This window comes from Acidiphilium cryptum JF-5 (assembly GCF_000016725.1).
Lineage (GTDB): Bacteria > Pseudomonadota > Alphaproteobacteria > Acetobacterales > Acetobacteraceae > Acidiphilium > Acidiphilium multivorum.
This window is the reverse complement of sequence record NC_009484.1, coordinates 2,510,134-2,526,739: the sequence shown is the minus strand read 5'-3', so window position 1 is coordinate 2,526,739 and position 16,606 is coordinate 2,510,134. Positions and strand designations below refer to the sequence as shown.

The 16,606-nt window shown below is 65.1% G+C and carries 17 protein-coding genes and 2 tRNA genes; 14 read left to right on the top strand and 5 right to left on the bottom strand.

The window, feature by feature from the left end:
• Positions 1–100 precede the first annotated feature (100 nt).
• The 4 genes from ACRY_RS13935 to ACRY_RS13920 all read left to right on the top strand — a co-directional run bounded on the left by ACRY_RS13935 (position 101) and on the right by ACRY_RS13920 (position 1,162).
• Positions 101–361 (top strand): hypothetical protein, encoded by a 261-nt coding sequence (locus ACRY_RS13935; protein WP_012039945.1) that lies wholly within the window; start codon positions 101–103, stop codon positions 359–361.
• A gap of 79 nt (positions 362–440) precedes the next feature.
• The gene (locus ACRY_RS13930) at positions 441–647 is read left to right on the top strand and encodes a hypothetical protein (RefSeq protein ID WP_155856378.1); all 207 of its coding nucleotides are present in this window, start codon (positions 441–443) and stop codon (positions 645–647) included.
• Between the two features lie 4 nt (positions 648–651).
• Positions 652–978, top strand: coding sequence for a hypothetical protein (locus tag ACRY_RS13925; protein ID WP_155856377.1), 327 nt, complete (start codon positions 652–654; stop codon positions 976–978).
• Positions 971–1,162 (top strand): hypothetical protein, encoded by a 192-nt coding sequence (locus ACRY_RS13920; RefSeq protein WP_043509195.1) that lies wholly within the window; start codon positions 971–973, stop codon positions 1,160–1,162. Before ACRY_RS13925 ends, ACRY_RS13920 begins: the two co-directional genes overlap by 8 nt.
• Before the next feature lie 19 nt (positions 1,163–1,181).
• Here ACRY_RS13920 and ACRY_RS19200 read toward each other — a convergent pair whose 3' ends face one another.
• Both ACRY_RS19200 and ACRY_RS13915 read right to left on the bottom strand, forming a co-directional pair.
• Positions 1,182–1,442, bottom strand: coding sequence for a hypothetical protein (locus tag ACRY_RS19200; RefSeq protein WP_012039943.1), 261 nt, complete (start codon positions 1,440–1,442; stop codon positions 1,182–1,184).
• A gap of 1,278 nt (positions 1,443–2,720) precedes the next feature.
• Positions 2,721–2,813, bottom strand: a tRNA-Ser gene (locus ACRY_RS13915).
• A 198-nt stretch (positions 2,814–3,011) separates the two neighbouring features.
• Between ACRY_RS13915 and ACRY_RS13910 the strand changes: the two genes are divergently transcribed.
• Positions 3,012–4,478, top strand: coding sequence for an oligosaccharide flippase family protein (locus ACRY_RS13910; protein WP_012039941.1), 1,467 nt, complete (start codon positions 3,012–3,014; stop codon positions 4,476–4,478).
• Between the two features lie 4 nt (positions 4,479–4,482).
• Here ACRY_RS13910 and lipB read toward each other — a convergent pair whose 3' ends face one another.
• Positions 4,483–5,169 carry a lipoyl(octanoyl) transferase LipB gene (gene lipB, locus ACRY_RS13905; protein ID WP_012039940.1) on the bottom strand — a complete coding sequence of 229 codons (687 nt, stop codon included), beginning with the start codon at positions 5,167–5,169 and terminating at the stop codon, positions 4,483–4,485.
• Between the two features lie 24 nt (positions 5,170–5,193).
• Here lipB and ACRY_RS13900 point away from each other — a divergent pair.
• The 4 genes from ACRY_RS13900 to ACRY_RS13885 all read left to right on the top strand — a co-directional run bounded on the left by ACRY_RS13900 (position 5,194) and on the right by ACRY_RS13885 (position 10,580).
• A tRNA-Leu gene (locus ACRY_RS13900) sits at positions 5,194–5,279 on the top strand.
• Between the two features lie 147 nt (positions 5,280–5,426).
• A complete protein-coding gene (locus ACRY_RS13895; RefSeq protein ID WP_012039939.1) occupies positions 5,427–7,700 on the top strand; it encodes an NADP-dependent malic enzyme in 2,274 nt (757 codons plus the stop codon).
• Between the two features lie 84 nt (positions 7,701–7,784).
• Positions 7,785–9,719 carry an acetate--CoA ligase gene (gene acs, locus ACRY_RS13890; protein ID WP_007423262.1) on the top strand — a complete coding sequence of 645 codons (1,935 nt, stop codon included), beginning with the start codon at positions 7,785–7,787 and terminating at the stop codon, positions 9,717–9,719.
• Positions 9,720–10,580 (top strand): alpha/beta fold hydrolase, encoded by an 861-nt coding sequence (locus tag ACRY_RS13885; protein WP_081432891.1) that lies wholly within the window; start codon positions 9,720–9,722, stop codon positions 10,578–10,580.
• A 296-nt stretch (positions 10,581–10,876) separates the two neighbouring features.
• On the opposite strand, the gene pcp is transcribed toward ACRY_RS13885, so the two are convergent.
• Positions 10,877–11,521 carry a pyroglutamyl-peptidase I gene (gene pcp, locus ACRY_RS13880; RefSeq protein ID WP_231295267.1) on the bottom strand — a complete coding sequence of 215 codons (645 nt, stop codon included), beginning with the start codon at positions 11,519–11,521 and terminating at the stop codon, positions 10,877–10,879.
• Positions 11,522–11,633: 112 nt separating this feature from the next.
• Here pcp and ACRY_RS13875 point away from each other — a divergent pair, with 112 nt between their 5' ends.
• Positions 11,634–12,389 carry an HpcH/HpaI aldolase family protein gene (locus ACRY_RS13875; RefSeq protein WP_007423259.1) on the top strand — a complete coding sequence of 252 codons (756 nt, stop codon included), beginning with the start codon at positions 11,634–11,636 and terminating at the stop codon, positions 12,387–12,389.
• Between the two features lie 58 nt (positions 12,390–12,447).
• Here ACRY_RS13875 and ACRY_RS13870 read toward each other — a convergent pair whose 3' ends face one another.
• A complete protein-coding gene (locus tag ACRY_RS13870; RefSeq protein WP_041665081.1) occupies positions 12,448–12,660 on the bottom strand; it encodes a hypothetical protein in 213 nt (70 codons plus the stop codon).
• A gap of 617 nt (positions 12,661–13,277) precedes the next feature.
• Between ACRY_RS13870 and ACRY_RS19190 the strand changes: the two genes are divergently transcribed.
• From ACRY_RS19190 to bchJ, 4 genes are all read left to right on the top strand, one after another.
• Complete coding sequence (locus ACRY_RS19190) at positions 13,278–13,439, top strand: LuxR C-terminal-related transcriptional regulator (RefSeq protein ID WP_013640651.1); 162 nt, start codon at positions 13,278–13,280, stop codon at positions 13,437–13,439.
• A gap of 215 nt (positions 13,440–13,654) precedes the next feature.
• Entirely contained in the window at positions 13,655–13,951 is a 297-nt protein-coding gene (locus tag ACRY_RS13865) for a transposase (RefSeq protein ID WP_196796268.1), read from the top strand.
• Between the two features lie 262 nt (positions 13,952–14,213).
• Positions 14,214–15,776, top strand: a complete 1,563-nt coding sequence (gene bchE / locus ACRY_RS13860; protein ID WP_012039934.1) for a magnesium-protoporphyrin IX monomethyl ester anaerobic oxidative cyclase — start codon at positions 14,214–14,216, stop codon at positions 15,774–15,776.
• The gene (bchJ, locus tag ACRY_RS13855; RefSeq protein ID WP_331271425.1) at positions 15,773–16,375 is read left to right on the top strand and encodes a bacteriochlorophyll 4-vinyl reductase; all 603 of its coding nucleotides are present in this window, start codon (positions 15,773–15,775) and stop codon (positions 16,373–16,375) included. Before bchE ends, bchJ begins: the two co-directional genes overlap by 4 nt.
• Positions 16,376–16,606: the final 231 nt, after the last annotated feature.

Here is a 16,606-nt window from a genome sequence, read left to right as displayed (position 1 = left end):
AGCACCGCACCCCCAGCCGAAAGAGCATCCGCGCCTGGCGCCGGTTTCTTGCCGGGGCCAAGGCCGGGCGAATCCGCACGCCGAGGCGGAAAAAGAGCCGATGACCGCAATCGACGACGCCGCCATTGTGCTGCTGCTGGCCCGCGCCTTGGCCGCTGCATCCGGCGAGGGGCGGGTGGCGACACCTGCCCTTCACGCCGCTTGCCGGGCCGCGTTCCCGTCTTGGCACGTCACGCCCGCCGAGATCGGCGCGATCCTGTCCGCCGCCGGCTGGAAGCATAAGCAATGGCGCGAAAGGCGCGGAAATCCTGACAATCGGATGCGCGGATACATGCCGCCAATGCCGGAGGGGCAACGATGAGTGCCGAACCGCTTAACCGGTGCGCGCGCGTCTATATAGACGAAGGCGTGACGCGGCACCGCAGACCGGAGACCTGCAGATGACTGAAACATTGCGCGCCAAAATGGCCGCCAAGGCCGGCGGCGACGTTGTCCGCACCGCCTGCAGGAATGACCTGATCGCCGCCCGCCGCAAGCTCTATGCCGGCGCCAAGGCGGTTGACGCCGCGTTGAAGCTGGGCACGGATGAGATGATCGACGCCGCGCGCCCGCTGGTGGCCGCTGCACGGCTGCTGCCCGATGCCTGACGCCATGACCGAGGATCAGATCGAGATGGTCGCCCTGGTGGCCGTGGCAGCCGCCGCCGCTCTGGGAGACAACAAGATCAGCACCGCCCGCCTCGTTGCCGCGTGCCGCACGGTGCCGCAACTTTCCACTGTCACACGATTCGGAGTTGGCCGCGCCATGAAGGGCGCCGGCTTTCAACGGGCGCAATGGCGTGAGTTCGGTGCAAAGTGCTCATTCTGCTCGGATCGAGTGCGAGGATACCGCATTGAGCGTAGCCGCAAGGCGCAACAGTGTGACGAAAACGCAACAAAGGGATACAACCATACGCGCACGGGAGAGGTCCATGACTGACGCCGAGATTGCCGAACTGCGCCGCGTAGCCGAAAACCAGCTGGTGCGGCCATCTGAGCGTGTGGAAGCCCGGCGCAAGCTGGTGGAGATGGGCGAGGTGCGGCAGCGCCGGATCAGCGCCAAGGACAAGTCATATGCCCTGATCGAAGCACGGCAGATGCTGCGGGAAATGGGCTTCGAATAGAATGGCGCCAAGTCGACTTCTAACCGTGCCCGGAATGCATCCGGAACAGCGCGAACAAGGTGAGGCCGATCAGGCTGGCGCCTCCCATCAGCAGAACGCCAATGGCCTCGGATCGGTTCTCGGATTTCGTCTTTTGCGGATAGGTGTGATGCATCGAATGTCTCCTGTCCAGGCGCTCTACCGATTGCCGGATAAAGGGGTTGATTTGTGCTGATCCGGCCGGTTTTGCATGTTGAACGCGGCGAGCCATGCGCAGGGCGTACCTGACACGGTCAGACATACGTCCTCATTGAAGCCGGTCGTGCTGATTGGAAGGCTACTGACGATGAGTATCTTTTTTCTTTCGCCGTAGCGGATGGTATAGCGAATTATTCAGATATAGCAAGGTTTCTAAAAATAATATGAAAATTGATGCGATACAAACTATAATTAAAACCAAAATAATAGGGTGAGCTATCAGATCATAATACCAAGACAGGAATTTTATCATTTGAATTTTTCCAGACAAACAAACTGAGTTTTCACAAATTTATCGAAATAAATATACTTTTTAATTGTAAATTAATGTGCAGTTATGCCGCGCGAGCGCGCGCTGTTCACGCAGCGCCGCAAGGAGGCTTACGAGGCGCTGCATCCTGAGACGAGGCATGGAACGCCGGGCGTAAGTCGCTAAGTTGGCGACACACATGAGCGGTCATCCGAAAGCCGCTTCACCGCCGATACCGCCTCCCGCACCGGCCAGTCAGAGCGCAGCGTGCAGCCAGCACCCGCCCGGTTATCTCGCACTGCGTGGCGGGCCGCTCTGCGGCGATACGTGAGCCTGTAGAGGCGTCCCAGCCGGCGGATCGTCAATGCTTCCGTCACCGCCTGGCGACGGGCTGGGCGAGGCCGCAGGCCGGGCGCCGGCTTCCATGCCGACGATGCCCGAAACCGCCCCCAGATCGAGCGCCGGTCAATGCGCCATCGCCCTGCATCCTGCCGCCGGTCGGGTGCCGGTCATGGGGCGGTCGCCGCGCGCCGGATTGCACGCCAGTTATCGACCCAATAGGGGAGACATAGATAGCGGATGAGGCATAGATAACCGGCATATAAAGGCTATTGCATTGCCATAGGGCATGAATTGACCGCGCATCACCCGAAAAACCGCAGAAAACCGCAAGGAACCGCAAGTGGGTTGCGGTTTTTCGAGGCCACCAACTCGACTAAATACCTGCATTTTTTCCAAGCATAGCCTCAAAACCGCAGGAACCGCAGGAACCGCAAGGGGTGCCAATCGCCCGAAACCGCGCAAACCGCCTCTCTAGGCTAAACACAAATTAAAATAGGACAGTATTACTGTCATATTATATATCTTATAGATATATTCTGCGGTTTTTAGAACAACTTTCAATACATCGTGTCTATGGCTTGGGCTTTTGAAAAGTAACATTCCGATTGGTGCGGGACGTCCATAGACGTCCGACAAGATGCGGGGGCTGAATGTATCCGGATATGTGTATCCACGATACATCGTTGCTTTTGAATATTGCTGGAAAAAACTATGGATTTAGGAAATGGGTGGCGGAGGGGATGGGATTCGAACCCACGAGACGACTCTACATCGTCTAACGGTTTAGCAAACCGCCGCCTTCGGCCACTCGGCCACCCCTCCGCCGAGGGTCACGGCGTATGCGAAAATGTTTCTAGTGAGGCGCATCGCATTCGTAAAGGGCGCTGCCTCTGGTTGTCGCACCGGGTGGGCAAAATTCGCACCAAGATGTAGCTTGACAATCATGACTTGTATCTCGCCCTGCGATCGTGAAAGTCGCGCATCTGTGTGCCGAGGCATGTTGCCTCGCCGGTGGCGGGTATGAGTCTTCAGCGCGGCGCGGCAAGGAGCACGGCGTGGAACCTGCTCACCGTCCTTGGCGAGCGGAGTTTCGGATTCGCCATCCTTGTCGTGCTGCTCCGCCACGTCTCGGTGCAGGATGTCGGAATCGTCGCGTTGGCGTCCGCGATTTCCGAACTTGCGCGCATGGTCACGGCAGGCGGCGCGGGTGAGCAGGTTGTGGCCGCCCCCGGAGACCGGACCGTGGAGGCGGGGGCGTTCTGGGCGCAGATGCTCCTTGCGCTCGTTGTCACCGGATTACTTTTCGCCATTGCCGGACCGATTGCCCGGTATTATCAGGCATCGGCGCTCGGCTGGGTCATGCGGGCGTTGTCGCTCAACATCCTTCTTGGCGCGTTCCTCATCGTGCCGGCGGCAAGGCTCGCCCAGGCGTTCCGGTTTCGCGCGCTCAGCCTGATGTCGCTGGGCAGCACGATGCTGGGCGGCGCGGTGGCGCTGGAACTCGTCTTCCATGGCTACGGGCTGGCGGCCCTTGTCGTGCAGAGGATGGTCGGGATCGGCTTCTATTCGGTCGCGGCATCGATCGCCGCCCGTTGGCATCCGCCTCGGCCGCCGCGATGGGACGCTCTCGCCGCGGCGCTGCGCTTCAACCTGCCGATGATGGGGGCAGCGTTCGTCGATTATCTCGCCCATACCGGCTATGTCGTGCTGGTCGGCATGCGCGTGCCGGTGTTTGCCGTGGGGCAGTTCCGCATTGCCCAGCGCCTCGCCGAAGTGCTGCAGGAACTGGCGATCCTGCCGGCGAGCAAGGTTTTTCTCCCCGTGTTCGTGGCCGTGCGCGACGACCAGGAACGGCGGTATGCCGTTGCCTCGGCGCTGATGGATACGCTGGCGATCCTCTCGCTGGCCGCCGCCGCCGTCAGCGGTGCCGTCGCACACCCCCTTGTGGTGCTGATGTTCGGCGCGCGCTGGGCCAGCGCGGCGCCGGTGTTCGCGGCGCTCAGCCTGATCGTGCCGGCCTCGACGATCTACGCCTTCGTCAAGCCGATGCTCACCGCCCTGCGCCGGCCGGGGCTGGTGTCGATCTTTGCGGCGTTGAATGCCGGCACCATCGGACTCGCCGCCTGGTTCGCCGCACCCTACGGGCTCGTGCCGCTCGCCTGGGCGCTGTCCGCCCGCGGCCTGGTCGTCGCGCTGCTGCTGCTGCCGGCGCTGTCGATCGGGATCGGCCAGTCGGGCTGGCCGCTGCTGCGGCTGATGGGCGCGCCGATTACCGCCCTCGTCGCCGCCCGCCTCGCGACCGCCGCGTTCCTGCATGCGGTGGCGCCCGGCATCGGGCTGCTGTCGCAACTCGTACTGGGCGCGAGCGTGGCGGGCGCGGTGTTCCTGCTGGTGCTCATGGCGCTCGCGCCCTGGCGGCTGATCGGGATGGCCCGCCGCCTGGCCTCGGCCTTCCGTCGCAGTCCGGTGCTGACCATCGCCGGCTGAAACCTCAAACCGGCTGCGGCGCCGCGTCGAAGACCCGCTCGAATGACCGGGCCAGCGCCGCATCGACCGCATCCAGCGTCGCGGCGACGCCGAGTGCCGCCAGCGACGTCACGCCATGCTCGCTGATGCCGCAGGGCACTATGCCGCCGAATCGCCCCAGGTCCGGCGCGACATTCAGCGCGATCCCATGATAGCTGACCCAGCGCGACACCCGCACGCCGATCGCCGCGATCTTCGATTCGCCGCCCAACGGGTTGGCCACCCAGATGCCGACGCGCCCCTCGCGCAATTCGCCGCGCACGCCGAACCCGGCCAGCGTGTCGATCAGCCAGGCTTCGAGCCCGGCGACGAACCCGCGCACATCCCGCGCCGGAACGCGGCCGTGCGGCCGGGAGAGGTCGAGCATGACATAGGCCACGCGCTGCCCGGGGCCATGATAGGTCCATTGCCCCCCGCGCCCGCTGCGGAAAACCTGCGCATCGCCGGGGTGCAGCAGATCGGCGTCCCGCGCCGAGGTTCCCGCCGTGTAAAGCGGCGGATGCTCGACCAGCCAGACCCGCTCCGCCTCCTCTCCCGCCCGGATCGCCGCCGCGCGGGCCTGCATTTCCGCCAGCGCAGAGGGATAATCGGTCAATCCGGGCGCTTTTGCCCATTCGACCGCATTCGTGGTTGTTGATACCGCGCGATCCATCGGCTATAGCGCTCCCGCTACGAGGCGGTCGTGGCGGAATGGTAGACGCGCAAGCTTGAGGTGCTTGTGGGGGAAACCCTGTGGAAGTTCGAGTCTTCTCGACCGCACCAGATTTCCGAGCCGGGACGCCAGGCTCGCACCGGGCGAGGTCATTTCGCCTGCTGACAAATTCGTCATCGCTATCCTGCCATGTGAAAGCCCGGTTGTCCGGGCCGCCCTGATCGCGCATTCTTGCTCCACTCAGGGGGGCACCGGATATGGATGAAACGCTTCGCAAGGCCGCACTCGATTACCACCGCCATCCGCGGCCGGGCAAACTCGCGATCACGCCGACCAAGCGCATGGAAACCTCGCGCGACCTGGCGCTGGCCTATTCTCCTGGCGTGGCGGCGGCCTGCCTCGCCATCAAGGACGATCCCGATACCGCTTATGACTACACGACGCGCGGCAATCTCGTCGCGGTGATCACCAACGGCACGGCGGTGCTCGGCCTCGGCAATATCGGCGCGCTCGCCTCCAAGCCGGTGATGGAGGGCAAGGCCGTCCTGTTCAAGAAATTCGCCGGGATCGACACGTTCGACATCGAGGTCGACCAGCCGGACCCGGACCGGTTCATCGAGGTGGTGGCGGCGCTGGAGCCGAGCTTCGGCGGCATCAATCTCGAGGACATCAAGGCGCCGGAATGTTTCCGCATCGAGCAGACGCTGCGCGAGCGGATGAACATCCCCGTGTTCCACGACGACCAGCACGGCACCGCCATCATCGTCGGCGCCGCCGTGCAGAACGCGATGATCGTGCAGGGCAAGACGATCGACGATGTCAGGATCGTCACCTCCGGCGCGGGGGCGGCGGCGATTTCCTGCGTGCGCATCCTGATCGCGCTCGGTGCCAACCCCGAGAACATCGTGATGACCGATATCGAGGGGGTGATCTACAAGGGCCGGCCGAACCTGAACGAGACGCTGGAGCCCTTCGCCCGCGACACTGCGGCGCGGACCCTGCCGGAAGTGCTGGACGGGGCGGACATCTTCCTCGGCCTGTCCGCCCCCGGCGTGCTGAAGCCGGAATGGCTGGACAAGTTCGCCGCCAACCCGCTGATCCTCGCGCTGGCCAACCCGGAGCCGGAAATCCGCCCCGAGCTGGTGGCGGAACACCGGCCGGATGCGATCGTCTGCACCGGGCGGTCGGATTTTCCGAACCAGGTCAACAACGTGCTGTGCTTTCCCTTCATCTTCCGCGGCGCGCTGGATGTGGGGGCGACCGCCATCACCGAAGGGATGAAGCTCGCCGCCGTCACCGCCATCGCGGAGCTGACGCGGATCGAGGCCTCCGAGACGGTGGCGGCGGCCTATGGCGGCGTCGCCCCGGTATTCGGGCGGGACTACATCATTCCGAAGCCGTTCGATCCGCGGTTGATCCTGCACATCGCCCCTGCCGTGGCGCGGGCGGCGATGGATGAAGGAGTGGCGCGCCGGCCGATCGCGGATTTCGACGTCTACCAGCACGATCTCGAACGCCTCGTGTTCCGCTCGGGCCTGCTGCTGCGCCCGGTGATCGAGGTCGCGCGCTCGGCGAAGGTGCGGATCGTCTATGGCGAGGGCGAGGACGAGCGCACGCTGCGCGCCGCCCAGAGCGTGATCGACGACCGGATGGGCACGCCGCTGCTGGTCGGCCGCACCGCGGCGATCATGCAGCGGATCGCCGCACTCGGCCTGCGGATGAAGCCGGAGCAGGATTTCCGCATCGTCGATTTCGAGCGCGAGCAGGGGCTGTTCCGCCGGCTGCTGGAGACGTACCAGCACATCGTCAACCGCCGCGGCGTGCCGCCGGATGCGGCGCAGCGCCAGCTCTCGCGCCGGCCGACCGTGGCCGCCGGGATGCTGCTCGCCGCCGGCGAGGCGGATGCGGCGATCTGCGGCGGGCTCGGCGACTGGTCGCGCCAGTTCCGCTACGCGATGCCGATCATCCCGCGCAAGCCTGGGATCAAGCGGGTATCGGCGATGACGGCGCTGATCCTGCAGAGCGGCAACCTCTTCTTCTGCGACACGCACGTGAACGAGGACCCCTCGTCGGAGGACATCGCCGAGATGACCCATCTGGCGGCGGGAATGGTCTCGCATTTCGGGATCACGCCGAAGGTGGCGCTGCTGTCGCATTCGAATTTCGGGGCGTCGAACTCGGCCTCCGCGCGCAAGATGCGCCGGGCGCTGGCGCTGATCCACGCGCAGGATCCGGAACTCGAGGTCGATGGCGAGATGCACGCCGACGCGGCACTGTTCGAACCGATCCGCGCCCGCGCGGTGTGCGACAGCCGGCTGACCGGCTCGGCCAACCTGCTGGTGATGCCCTCGATCGACGCGGCGAATATCGGCTTCAACCTGCTCAAGGCCGCTGGCGAGGCGGTGACGGTCGGCCCGTTCCTGCTCGGCTTGTCGAAGCCGCTGCATATCGCGATCCCGAGCGTGACCGCCCGCGGCCTCGTGAACATGAGCGCTGTCGCCGCGATGGAGGCCGCGCTGATGGCGGGGTAACGGCGCTGCGGTTTTTGCACCGCAGCACTTTCAGATTTCAGGGAAACTTGCCATACTCGAAAGAAATTTTAGGAGGAAACAGGCATGTCGCAGCCCGAAACCATTCCCGTGAAGCCGGAGATCGCCGCTAACGCGCTTGTCGATCGTGCGAGATACGACGACATGGCGCGCCGCGCGGCGGAAAATCCCGAGGCGTTCTGGGCCGAGGAATCCAAGCGCATCACCTGGATGACGCCGCCGACCCGCATCAAGAACGTCACCTTCACCGGCAATGTCTCGATCAAGTGGTTCGAGGACGGCGTGCTGAACGCATCGGCCAACTGTCTCGACCGGCATCTCGCCACCCGCGGCGACCAGGTTGCGATCATCTGGGAAGGTGACGATCCCGGCGAACAGAAGCATGTGACCTATCGCGAGTTGCACGCCGAAGTGTGCCGCATGGCGAATGTGTTGAAGTCGCTCGGCGTGCGGAAGGGCGACCGCGTCACCGTCTACATGCCGATGATCGTCGAGGCGGCGGTGGCGATTCTCGCCTGCGCGCGCATCGGCGCGGTTCATTCCGTGGTGTTCGGCGGGTTCTCGCCGGACAGCCTCGCCAACCGCATCCAGGATTGCGACAGCTCGATCCTGATCACCGCCGATGAAGGCCGCCGCGGCGGCCGCAAGGTGCCGCTGAAGGCCAATGTCGATGCCGCGGCGAAATCCTGCCCGATGCTGAAGAAGGTTGTCGTGGTGAAGGCGACCGGCGGCCAGGTCGACATGCAGGACGGCCGCGACGTCTGGTATCACGAGGCGGCGGCGACCATGCCGCTCGACTGCCCCCCCGAGCCGATGAATGCCGAGGACCCGCTCTTCATCCTCTACACCTCCGGCTCCACCGGCAAGCCCAAGGGCGTGCTGCACACGACCGGTGGTTACATGGTCTGGGCGAGCTTCACCCACCAGTATGTGTTCGATTACCATGACGGCGAGGTCTACTGGTGCACCGCCGATGTCGGCTGGGTGACCGGCCATACCTATATCGTCTATGGTCCGCTCGCCAACGGCGCCACCACGCTGATGTTCGAGGGGATTCCGAACTACCCCGACACCAGCCGCTTCTGGCAGGTGGTGGACAAGCACAAGGTCAACATCTTCTACACCGCCCCGACCGCGATCCGCGCGCTGATGCGCGACGGCGAGGGGCCGGTGAAAAAGACCTCGCGCGCCTCGCTGCGGGTGCTGGGTTCGGTCGGCGAGCCGATCAATCCCGAAGCGTGGCTTTGGTACTATCGCGTCGTCGGCGACCAGCGCTGCCCGATCGTCGATACCTGGTGGCAGACCGAAACCGGCGGCATCCTGATCTCGGCGCTGCCCGGCGCGATCGACCAGAAGCCGGGCTCGGCGACGCTGCCGCTGCCCGGCGTGAAGCCGGTTCTGGTCGATGGCGACGGCAACGTCCTGGAAGGGGCGACTGAAGGCAATCTCTGCCTCGCCGACAGCTGGCCCGGCCAGATGCGGACGGTTTACGGCGATCACGAGCGGTTCATCCAGACCTATTTCTCGACCTTCCGGGGCTTCTACTTCTCCGGCGACGGCGCCCGCCGCGACGAGGATGGATATTACTGGATCACCGGCCGGGTAGACGACGTCATCAACGTCTCCGGCCACCGGATGGGCACGGCCGAGGTCGAGAGCGCGCTGGTCGCGCACGCCAAGGTGGCCGAGGCCGCGGTGGTGGGCTTCCCGCACGACATCAAGGGACAGGGCATCTACGCCTATGTGACGCTCGTCGCCGGCGAGGAGCCGACCGAGGAACTGCGCAAGGAACTGGTGATGTGGGTCCGCAAGGAAATCGGCCCGATCGCTGCGCCGGATGCGATCCAGTGGGCGCCCGGCCTGCCCAAGACGCGCTCGGGCAAGATCATGCGCCGAATCCTGCGCAAGATCGCCGCGAATGAGACCGACAGCCTGGGTGATACCTCGACCCTCGCCGACCCGGCGGTGGTCGACGATCTTGTCCGCAACCGGATGGCCTGATTGACCGGCGCCGAAGTGAGCGGGATGATCGAGCACGAGGCCGGCCGGGTCCATCGGGTGATGGGCTCGGGCGGTGTCGGATTGCATGTGCGGGAATGGGGGAGCGAGCACGCGCAACCCATCCTGTTCATCCATGGCTGGTCGTCCTGCTACCTCGCGTGGCGGTCGCAGTTCGACAGCGCGCTGCGCGAGCGGTTCCGCCTGGTCTGCGTCGACCTGCGCGGGCACGGGTTTTCCGACAAGCCGCTCGACCCCGCGATGTACCAGACCAGCGCCCACTGGGCCGACGATATCGCGGCGGTGATGATCGCGCTCGGGCTCAGGCGGCCGGTTCTGGTGGGCGCGAGCTATGGTGGCTACGTGATCGGCGATTATCTGGCCCGCCATGGCACCAAGAATGTGAGCGCTGTAAACTTCGTGGGTGCCGCCGTGATTTCGTCGAACCCGCCCGTCAATATCGGTCGCCGCTTCATCGAGGGGGCCTTGATGGCGGCCAGCGACGATCCCGCCGTGATGATCGAGGGGGCGCGCAGCGTGATCCACGCCACCACGCATCGCCCGCTGCCGCCGGCCGATGCCGAGCGCGCGCTGGTCGCGTTCGCGCTCACGCCACCCGCGATCCGCGCCTTCCTGCTGATGCGGACGCTCGATTTCACAAGGACATTGGCCGAACTCGACCGTCCGGTGCTGATCACCCAGGGGGATGAGGATGCGATTGTTCTGCCGTCGATGGCCGAGCATATTGCCGCAACCGTCCCTGAGGGACGGTTGTCTCTGTATCCGGAATGCGGTCACACGCCACAATACGAATTTGCCGAACGGTTCAACGGGGAACTCGCCGAATTTGCGGGCGCGGTCTGACGAAAGGCGACTTATGCAGGTTATGCGATAAATTCATGGCGGGTTCACAGAGTGAACCCTTTATTCCCGTCCGTGCCGTCTTATGTGACAGACAGGCCGGTTGCTCCGGTCGAGAGTTCGGCAGAGATGCCGCGAGTGATCCGGTCCTGACCGACCGGATAGGGATCTTCGGATCCCGACGTCTCCCAGACGTGAAGCCTCCCTGTTGACTTCCCCGCCGGTCCGCCGGCGGGGATTTTTTTGTGTCAGATCGGCAACACCATGATTTTGTAGCCAAATGTTGCGGAAATCGCAATCTATGCAATCGTTCCACCGCTAATTCGCGGTCCGGTGTTGCCATCGAGACACGCTTTGATCACGGCGCGGCCTGCCGCGATCATCCGATCGAGTGGCAGGGATGCGGCGCCGTCCTGGGCGGCGGGCATATCCGGCAAGCAGGGCACATGCACGAACCCGACCAGAGCCGGCCGGGCCATCGTCTCCGCGATGTGCCGCGCGAGATAGAAGGTGGCGTTGCACACGAAGGTGCCCGCGGTATGCGAGACGGCGACGGGTATGTCGGCCGCGCGCACCGCCTGCAGCGCGCCCTTGACGGGCAGGGTGCTGAAATACGCCGCGGGGCCGTCGAAGGCGACAGGCTCGTCGATCGGCGCATTGCCGTCATTGTCGGGAATGCGGGCGTCGACCAGGTTGATGGCCACCCGCTCGATGCTGATGCCCGATCGTCCGGTGGCGAGGCCGAAACCAATCACCACGTCGGGCGCCCAGTCCGTCATCGCCTCGCGCAGGGCGCTTTCGAGCGGCGTGAACGCGCAGGGCAGGACGTGCCGGCGGATCTCGGTGCCGGCGACAGGTTCCGCGGCAAGTCGCTCGACGAGCAGGGCGGAGGGATTGACGCTGTCGCCGCCGAAAGGCTCGAACCCGGTGACGAGGATTTTCATGCCTTCGATATAGGCACCGGCGCATGCCGACGCCACCGGGCAGCGGCGCTACCCCAGTTTGTCTCCGCCGCGCGAGTGTGGAATTCTGCCCGCTCATCGAGCGGAGGAGCGGATGACATTCAAGCAAATCTGGGAGTCGGGCCGTGCCGTGCTGAACGGCTGGCTGTCGGTTCCGGCCGGGTTCGCCACCGAACTCATGGCGCGTCAGGGCTGGGACAGCCTGACGGTCGACATGCAGCATGGGCTGATCGAGTATGGCGACGCGGTTCGGATGCTCACCGCGATCGCGACGACCGGGGTGATCCCGATGGTGCGGGTGCCCTGGTTCGAGCCCGGCATCGTCATGAAGTCGATCGACGCCGGCGCGCTCGGCGTGATCTGCCCGATGATCAATTCCCGCGCCGAGGCCGAAGCCTTCGTCTCCTGCCTGCGCTACGCGCCGCGCGGCCGGCGCAGCTACGGCCCGATCCGCGCCGCGCTGATCCATGGCGCCGACTATGCGCAGCGCGCCAACGACATGGTGACAGGCTTCGCGATGATCGAGACCCGCGCGGCGCTCGAGGCGATCGACGACATCGTCTCGCTTCCGGAACTCGACGCGGTCTATATCGGCCCGAGCGATCTCGCGCTGTCGCTCGGCGAGGCGCCGCGGTTCGATCCGGTGGACTCTCCCGTTCACGACGCGATCCTGCATATCCTCGCCCGCGCCAAACACCACGGCAAGCGTGCCGCGGTGCATACGGGCTCGGCCGCCTATGCGCGCAAGATGGTCGATGCGGGTTTCGATCTCGTCACCGTCGGCTCGGATGCCGCCTTCATCGCGCAGGGCGCCTCGGCGGCGGTGCAAGCCTTCCACGGAGGGACCTGACGCCGATGCCGCCGCCCCGGCAAGACTGCCGGATTTGACGCGCCCCGTGCCGGCGAGGTCATGCGCGGCAACTTTCATGTCGCTGCGCATGCGGGTCATGTTCGGCATCATCCTGGTCACGCTTGGCGCCGTCGTCATCCGGAACGGATGACGGCATGTGCATGCCGAGCTGAACGCGGCGCAGGAGGTCGCGAAAGCAACCGTTCTGAACGATTTCCGGCTGTTGCGCGACCGGCCGGATCGCAACGGCGTTCTGCGCGGCCTCGTGCATATCTTCGACGGCTCGCGCAACATCCGCGCCATGCTTTACGATTCCGCGCGCCGGGAACTCGCGGCGTCGCGACTGCGGGAGCCCACGACATCATCGTGCTGGATCTCTCGGCGCGCGACGAGACATCCGAGGTGTGAGCCAACATCTCGGATGACACGCTGTTCGTCGTTCTCTTCGTTGGCGCCTCCCTGCTGCTGGGCTGGCGGCTGATCGGCTGGATCCTGGCGCCGCTCGCCAAGCTGGCAAGCGGCATCGCCGATCTGCGCGCCGGCCGCACCGCCGGCCCGCGTGAACGGCGCTCGTTGGTCGCCGCCTTCAACGGTCTGGTGCGCGGCCTCGCGGCACGCGCGGCCGAGGCACGCCAGCTCAGGATCAGATGGACCGGATTCAGGAGGAAGAGCGGGTCGACCTTGCCGTGACCTGCACGACGATGTCGGTCCGCAACTCTCTCTCACCAAGATAGAGTTCGACACGCCGAGGCCATGCCGGTGCGATGCTGGTGGTGACGGTGTTCAGATCCGGATGTCCTCGCGCGCGCTGGCCAGAAGCCGTCCCGAGAGCCTGAGGTCGACGCCACGCTCTCGCCGCGCCAGGCGGAGATCGTCCATCTGCTCGGCATGGGCAATTCGATCGGCCAGATCGCCGATGCGATGGGGGTGAGCTACAAGACGATCGCCAACAACTGCACGCGGATCCGCGGCAAACTCGGGCTTGCCGATGTAAAGGAGCTGGCGCGCCACGCGGTCGAGCGCCGCTTTCGCGGCACCGGGTTCGGTTAGAGCATCTTTATCAATACAATCGAGCATTACATCCGATCTGGAAGGATCGGAAAATGCTCGAGGTTCTGTACCATTTCCGTGACCACGGAGCGTTAGATTCAAGCCTCCACGCAGGGCTTGGAACATGGCGGACCGCTTCTGACTGAACGACACGCGATGGGCGGCGATCGGCCGATCGAGGGGTGGACGGACGACCAGGATCCATGCCGCCGCGGATGAGCAGGGTGCGCGTCGCCGCCGTCCTCCTGACGCCGGGACAGGTATCCGACATCAGCGGCGCCCGATTGCTTCTGCCGACCATGCCGCCGCCAGAAGACCTGATCGCCGACAAGGCCTACGACGCCGATGACCTCCGCGCCTTCCTCACCAGGCAGGGCACAAGGCTCGTGATCTCGACGACGCCCCACCGCCGCGCCATACCGGCTTTCGACTCCGTCGCCTACAGATTGGGCAATCTCATCGAGTGCGCCTTCTGCAGGCTCAAGGACCGGCGCGCCATCGTCACACGCTAGGACAAAGCCGCACGTGACGTTCTTGCCGTTAGATGTCTCGTCCTCGCCGTCACGGCATGGGTCTGCTGAGTCCAGAACCTAGGACTAACATTCCGTAGTCCCAAATCTTTCGACATGGACACCATATGATCATATTTTATGTAATCAAATGATATACTTCATCTGAAAGCGTCATCACTCGGCATCCCTCCTTGATGCAGATCAAAGTGACATTTTGAATTGTCACTATAACCTGACATATCAAAATCACCGGGAGGGATGGATGCGGATCCTGCTGTTGCATCCGAATTATCATTCGGGCGGCGCCGAAATCGCCGGAAACTGGCCGCCCGCCTGGGCCGCCTACATCGCCGGCGCGCTGAAATCCGCCGGCTTCACCGATCTGCGCTTCATCGACGCGATGACCAACGACCTGTCGGACGACGCCCTGCGCGACATCCTCCGCGCCGAACGGCCGGACATCATCGGCAGCACCGCGATCACCCCCTCGATCTACAAGGCCGAGCGCCTGCTCAAGATCGCGCGCGAGGAACATCCCGGCGCGCTGACGGTTCTCGGCGGCGTGCACGCCACCTTCATGTATGGCCAGGTTCTCGCCGAAGCCCCCTGGATCGACGTGATCGTCCGCGGCGAGGGCGAAGGGATCATCGTCGATCTCGCCCGCGCCGTGGCGGCGGGGAATTTCGCGGCAACCCGCCACGACATCCGCGGCATCGCCTTCCGCGAGGCGGGCAAGGTCGTCGCCACCGAAGCCGCCCCCACCGTCAAGGATCTCGACGCCCTCGCCCCCGACTGGAGCATCCTCGACTGGGACCGCTACCGCTACATCCCGCTCGGCACCCGTGTCGCCATCCCCAACATGGCGCGCGGCTGCCCCTTCACCTGCTCGTTCTGCTCGCAATGGAAATTCTGGCGCGACTACCGCTACCGCGATCCCTCGAAAGTGGTCGATGAAATCGTGCGTCTGCGCGATGAGCACGGCGTCGGCTTCTTCATCCTCGCCGACGAGGAACCGACGATCAACCGGAAGAAATTCGTCGCCTTCTGCGAGGAGCTGATCGCACGCGATGTCGGCCTGCTCTGGGGCATCAACACCCGCGTCACCGACATACTGCGCGACGAGGCGCTGCTGCCGCTCTACCGCCGCGCCGGGCTCATCCATGTCTCCCTCGGCACCGAGGCCGCCGCCCAGATGAAGCTCGACCGTTTCAACAAGGAAACCACGATCGAGCAGAACCGCAAGGCGATCGCCCTGCTGCGCGCCGCCGGCATCGTGGTCGAGGCGCAGTTCATCGTCGGGCTGGAGAACGAAACACGCGAAACGCTGGAGGAAACCTACCGCATGGCGCGCGACTGGGCGCCCGATCTCGCCAACTGGTCGATGTACACGCCCTGGCCCTTCTCCGACCTGTTCCGCGACCTGGCCGACAAGGTCGAGGTGTTCGACTACGAGAAATACAATTTCGTCACCCCGATCATCCGCCCCGCGGCAATGGACCGCGCCGAACTGCTCGACCGGGTGATGCACAATTACCGCCGCTTCTACATGCGCAAGGCGTTCTTCTCCTACCCCTGGGCCGGCTCCGGCGCGCGGCGGCGCTACCTGCTCGGCTGCCTCAAGGCGTTCATGAAATCCGGCTTCGAGCGGAAATTCTACGATCTCGGCCGGGTCGGCTACTGGGGGCCGCAATCGAAGCGCAAGGTCGATTTCCATTTCGACGGCGCGCGAAGCAAGGCCGGCGCGGAACAGGTCGAATGGCGCACCATGCATGACAACAAGCGGCACCCAAGCAAGGCGCCCAGCCCTGCGGAACCACCACCCTGACCGCGCTCGACAATCCGTCGGGGCCGCGCATCGGGCCGAACGCGATCCTCCAGGTCTTCGCCGCCCTCGCCGCCGCCGGCGGGCCAGCCTGCGTTGCCAGGGTCGCGCGCGTGGCCGGCGCCGAATCGCATCTCTCCCATCCGCCCGTCGCGATGGTCTCGGTGGCCGAGGTGCTGGCGCTGCACCGCGCGGTGCGCGCCTGCCTCGGCGCCGGGCCGGGCGGGGCGGTGCTGCGCGCGGCGGGCGAGGCGACCGGGCGCTATCTCCTCGCGCACCGGATTCCGCGCGCGGTCCGCCTCGCGCTCCGCGCCGCCCCGGCGCCGCTCGCCGCCCGCCTGCTGGTCGCGGCGATCCGCCGCCACGCCTGGACTTTCGGCATGCCGGACGGGCTCGATGCCGCCTGGCGCGGCGGGCTGCGCCTGTTCCTCGCGGCAAACCCGATCGCGGTGCCCGGCGCGGCCGGTCCCGGCTGCGACTTTCACGCCGGCACCTTCGAGGTGCTGTTCCAGGCGCTGGTCGACCGCCACCTTGTCGTGCGCGAAACCGCCTGCCGCGCCGCCGGCCACCCCGCCTGCGTCTTCGCGATCCGGCGCGGCTGATCTCCCGGCAATAGACCGGCGGCGCGGATGATGCTCTACCGGCCTGCCCGATACCCACCCGGCCTCGCCGCCGCGAGGGCTTCGCCTTCGATTTCGGCGCCCAGTTCTGGGTCTGAACCAAACGCCGTGCGGCCTTGAGGGGATTGATCTGTGGTCTGCCCACTTCTGCTACCAGATGGCCTGGAGGAAAAGGTCGGTGGGTATAAAGACATGGGACAGCAGTCTGTCGCT

Excerpts from the sequence above, each read along its gene's own strand:
- ACRY_RS13935 (WP_012039945.1), top strand. The coding sequence starts at position 101 with ATGACCGCAATCGACGACGCCGCCATTGTGCTGCTGCTGGCCCGCGCC.
- ACRY_RS13930 (WP_155856378.1), top strand. The coding sequence starts at position 441 with ATGACTGAAACATTGCGCGCCAAAATGGCCGCCAAGGCCGGCGGCGAC.
- ACRY_RS13925 (WP_155856377.1), top strand. The coding sequence starts at position 652 with ATGACCGAGGATCAGATCGAGATGGTCGCCCTGGTGGCCGTGGCAGCC.
- ACRY_RS13920 (WP_043509195.1), top strand. The coding sequence starts at position 971 with ATGACTGACGCCGAGATTGCCGAACTGCGCCGCGTAGCCGAAAACCAG.
- ACRY_RS19200 (WP_012039943.1), bottom strand. The coding sequence starts at position 1,442 with ATGTCTGACCGTGTCAGGTACGCCCTGCGCATGGCTCGCCGCGTTCAA.
- ACRY_RS13910 (WP_012039941.1), top strand. The coding sequence starts at position 3,012 with ATGAGTCTTCAGCGCGGCGCGGCAAGGAGCACGGCGTGGAACCTGCTC.
- lipB (WP_012039940.1), bottom strand. The coding sequence starts at position 5,169 with ATGGATCGCGCGGTATCAACAACCACGAATGCGGTCGAATGGGCAAAA.
- ACRY_RS13895 (WP_012039939.1), top strand. The coding sequence starts at position 5,427 with ATGGATGAAACGCTTCGCAAGGCCGCACTCGATTACCACCGCCATCCG.
- acs (WP_007423262.1), top strand. The coding sequence starts at position 7,785 with ATGTCGCAGCCCGAAACCATTCCCGTGAAGCCGGAGATCGCCGCTAAC.
- pcp (WP_231295267.1), bottom strand. The coding sequence starts at position 11,521 with ATGAAAATCCTCGTCACCGGGTTCGAGCCTTTCGGCGGCGACAGCGTC.
- ACRY_RS13875 (WP_007423259.1), top strand. The coding sequence starts at position 11,634 with ATGACATTCAAGCAAATCTGGGAGTCGGGCCGTGCCGTGCTGAACGGC.
- ACRY_RS13870 (WP_041665081.1), bottom strand. The coding sequence starts at position 12,660 with ATGCACGAGGCCGCGCAGAACGCCGTTGCGATCCGGCCGGTCGCGCAA.
- ACRY_RS19190 (WP_013640651.1), top strand. The coding sequence starts at position 13,278 with ATGGGCAATTCGATCGGCCAGATCGCCGATGCGATGGGGGTGAGCTAC.
- ACRY_RS13865 (WP_196796268.1), top strand. The coding sequence starts at position 13,655 with ATGAGCAGGGTGCGCGTCGCCGCCGTCCTCCTGACGCCGGGACAGGTA.
- bchE (WP_012039934.1), top strand. The coding sequence starts at position 14,214 with ATGCGGATCCTGCTGTTGCATCCGAATTATCATTCGGGCGGCGCCGAA.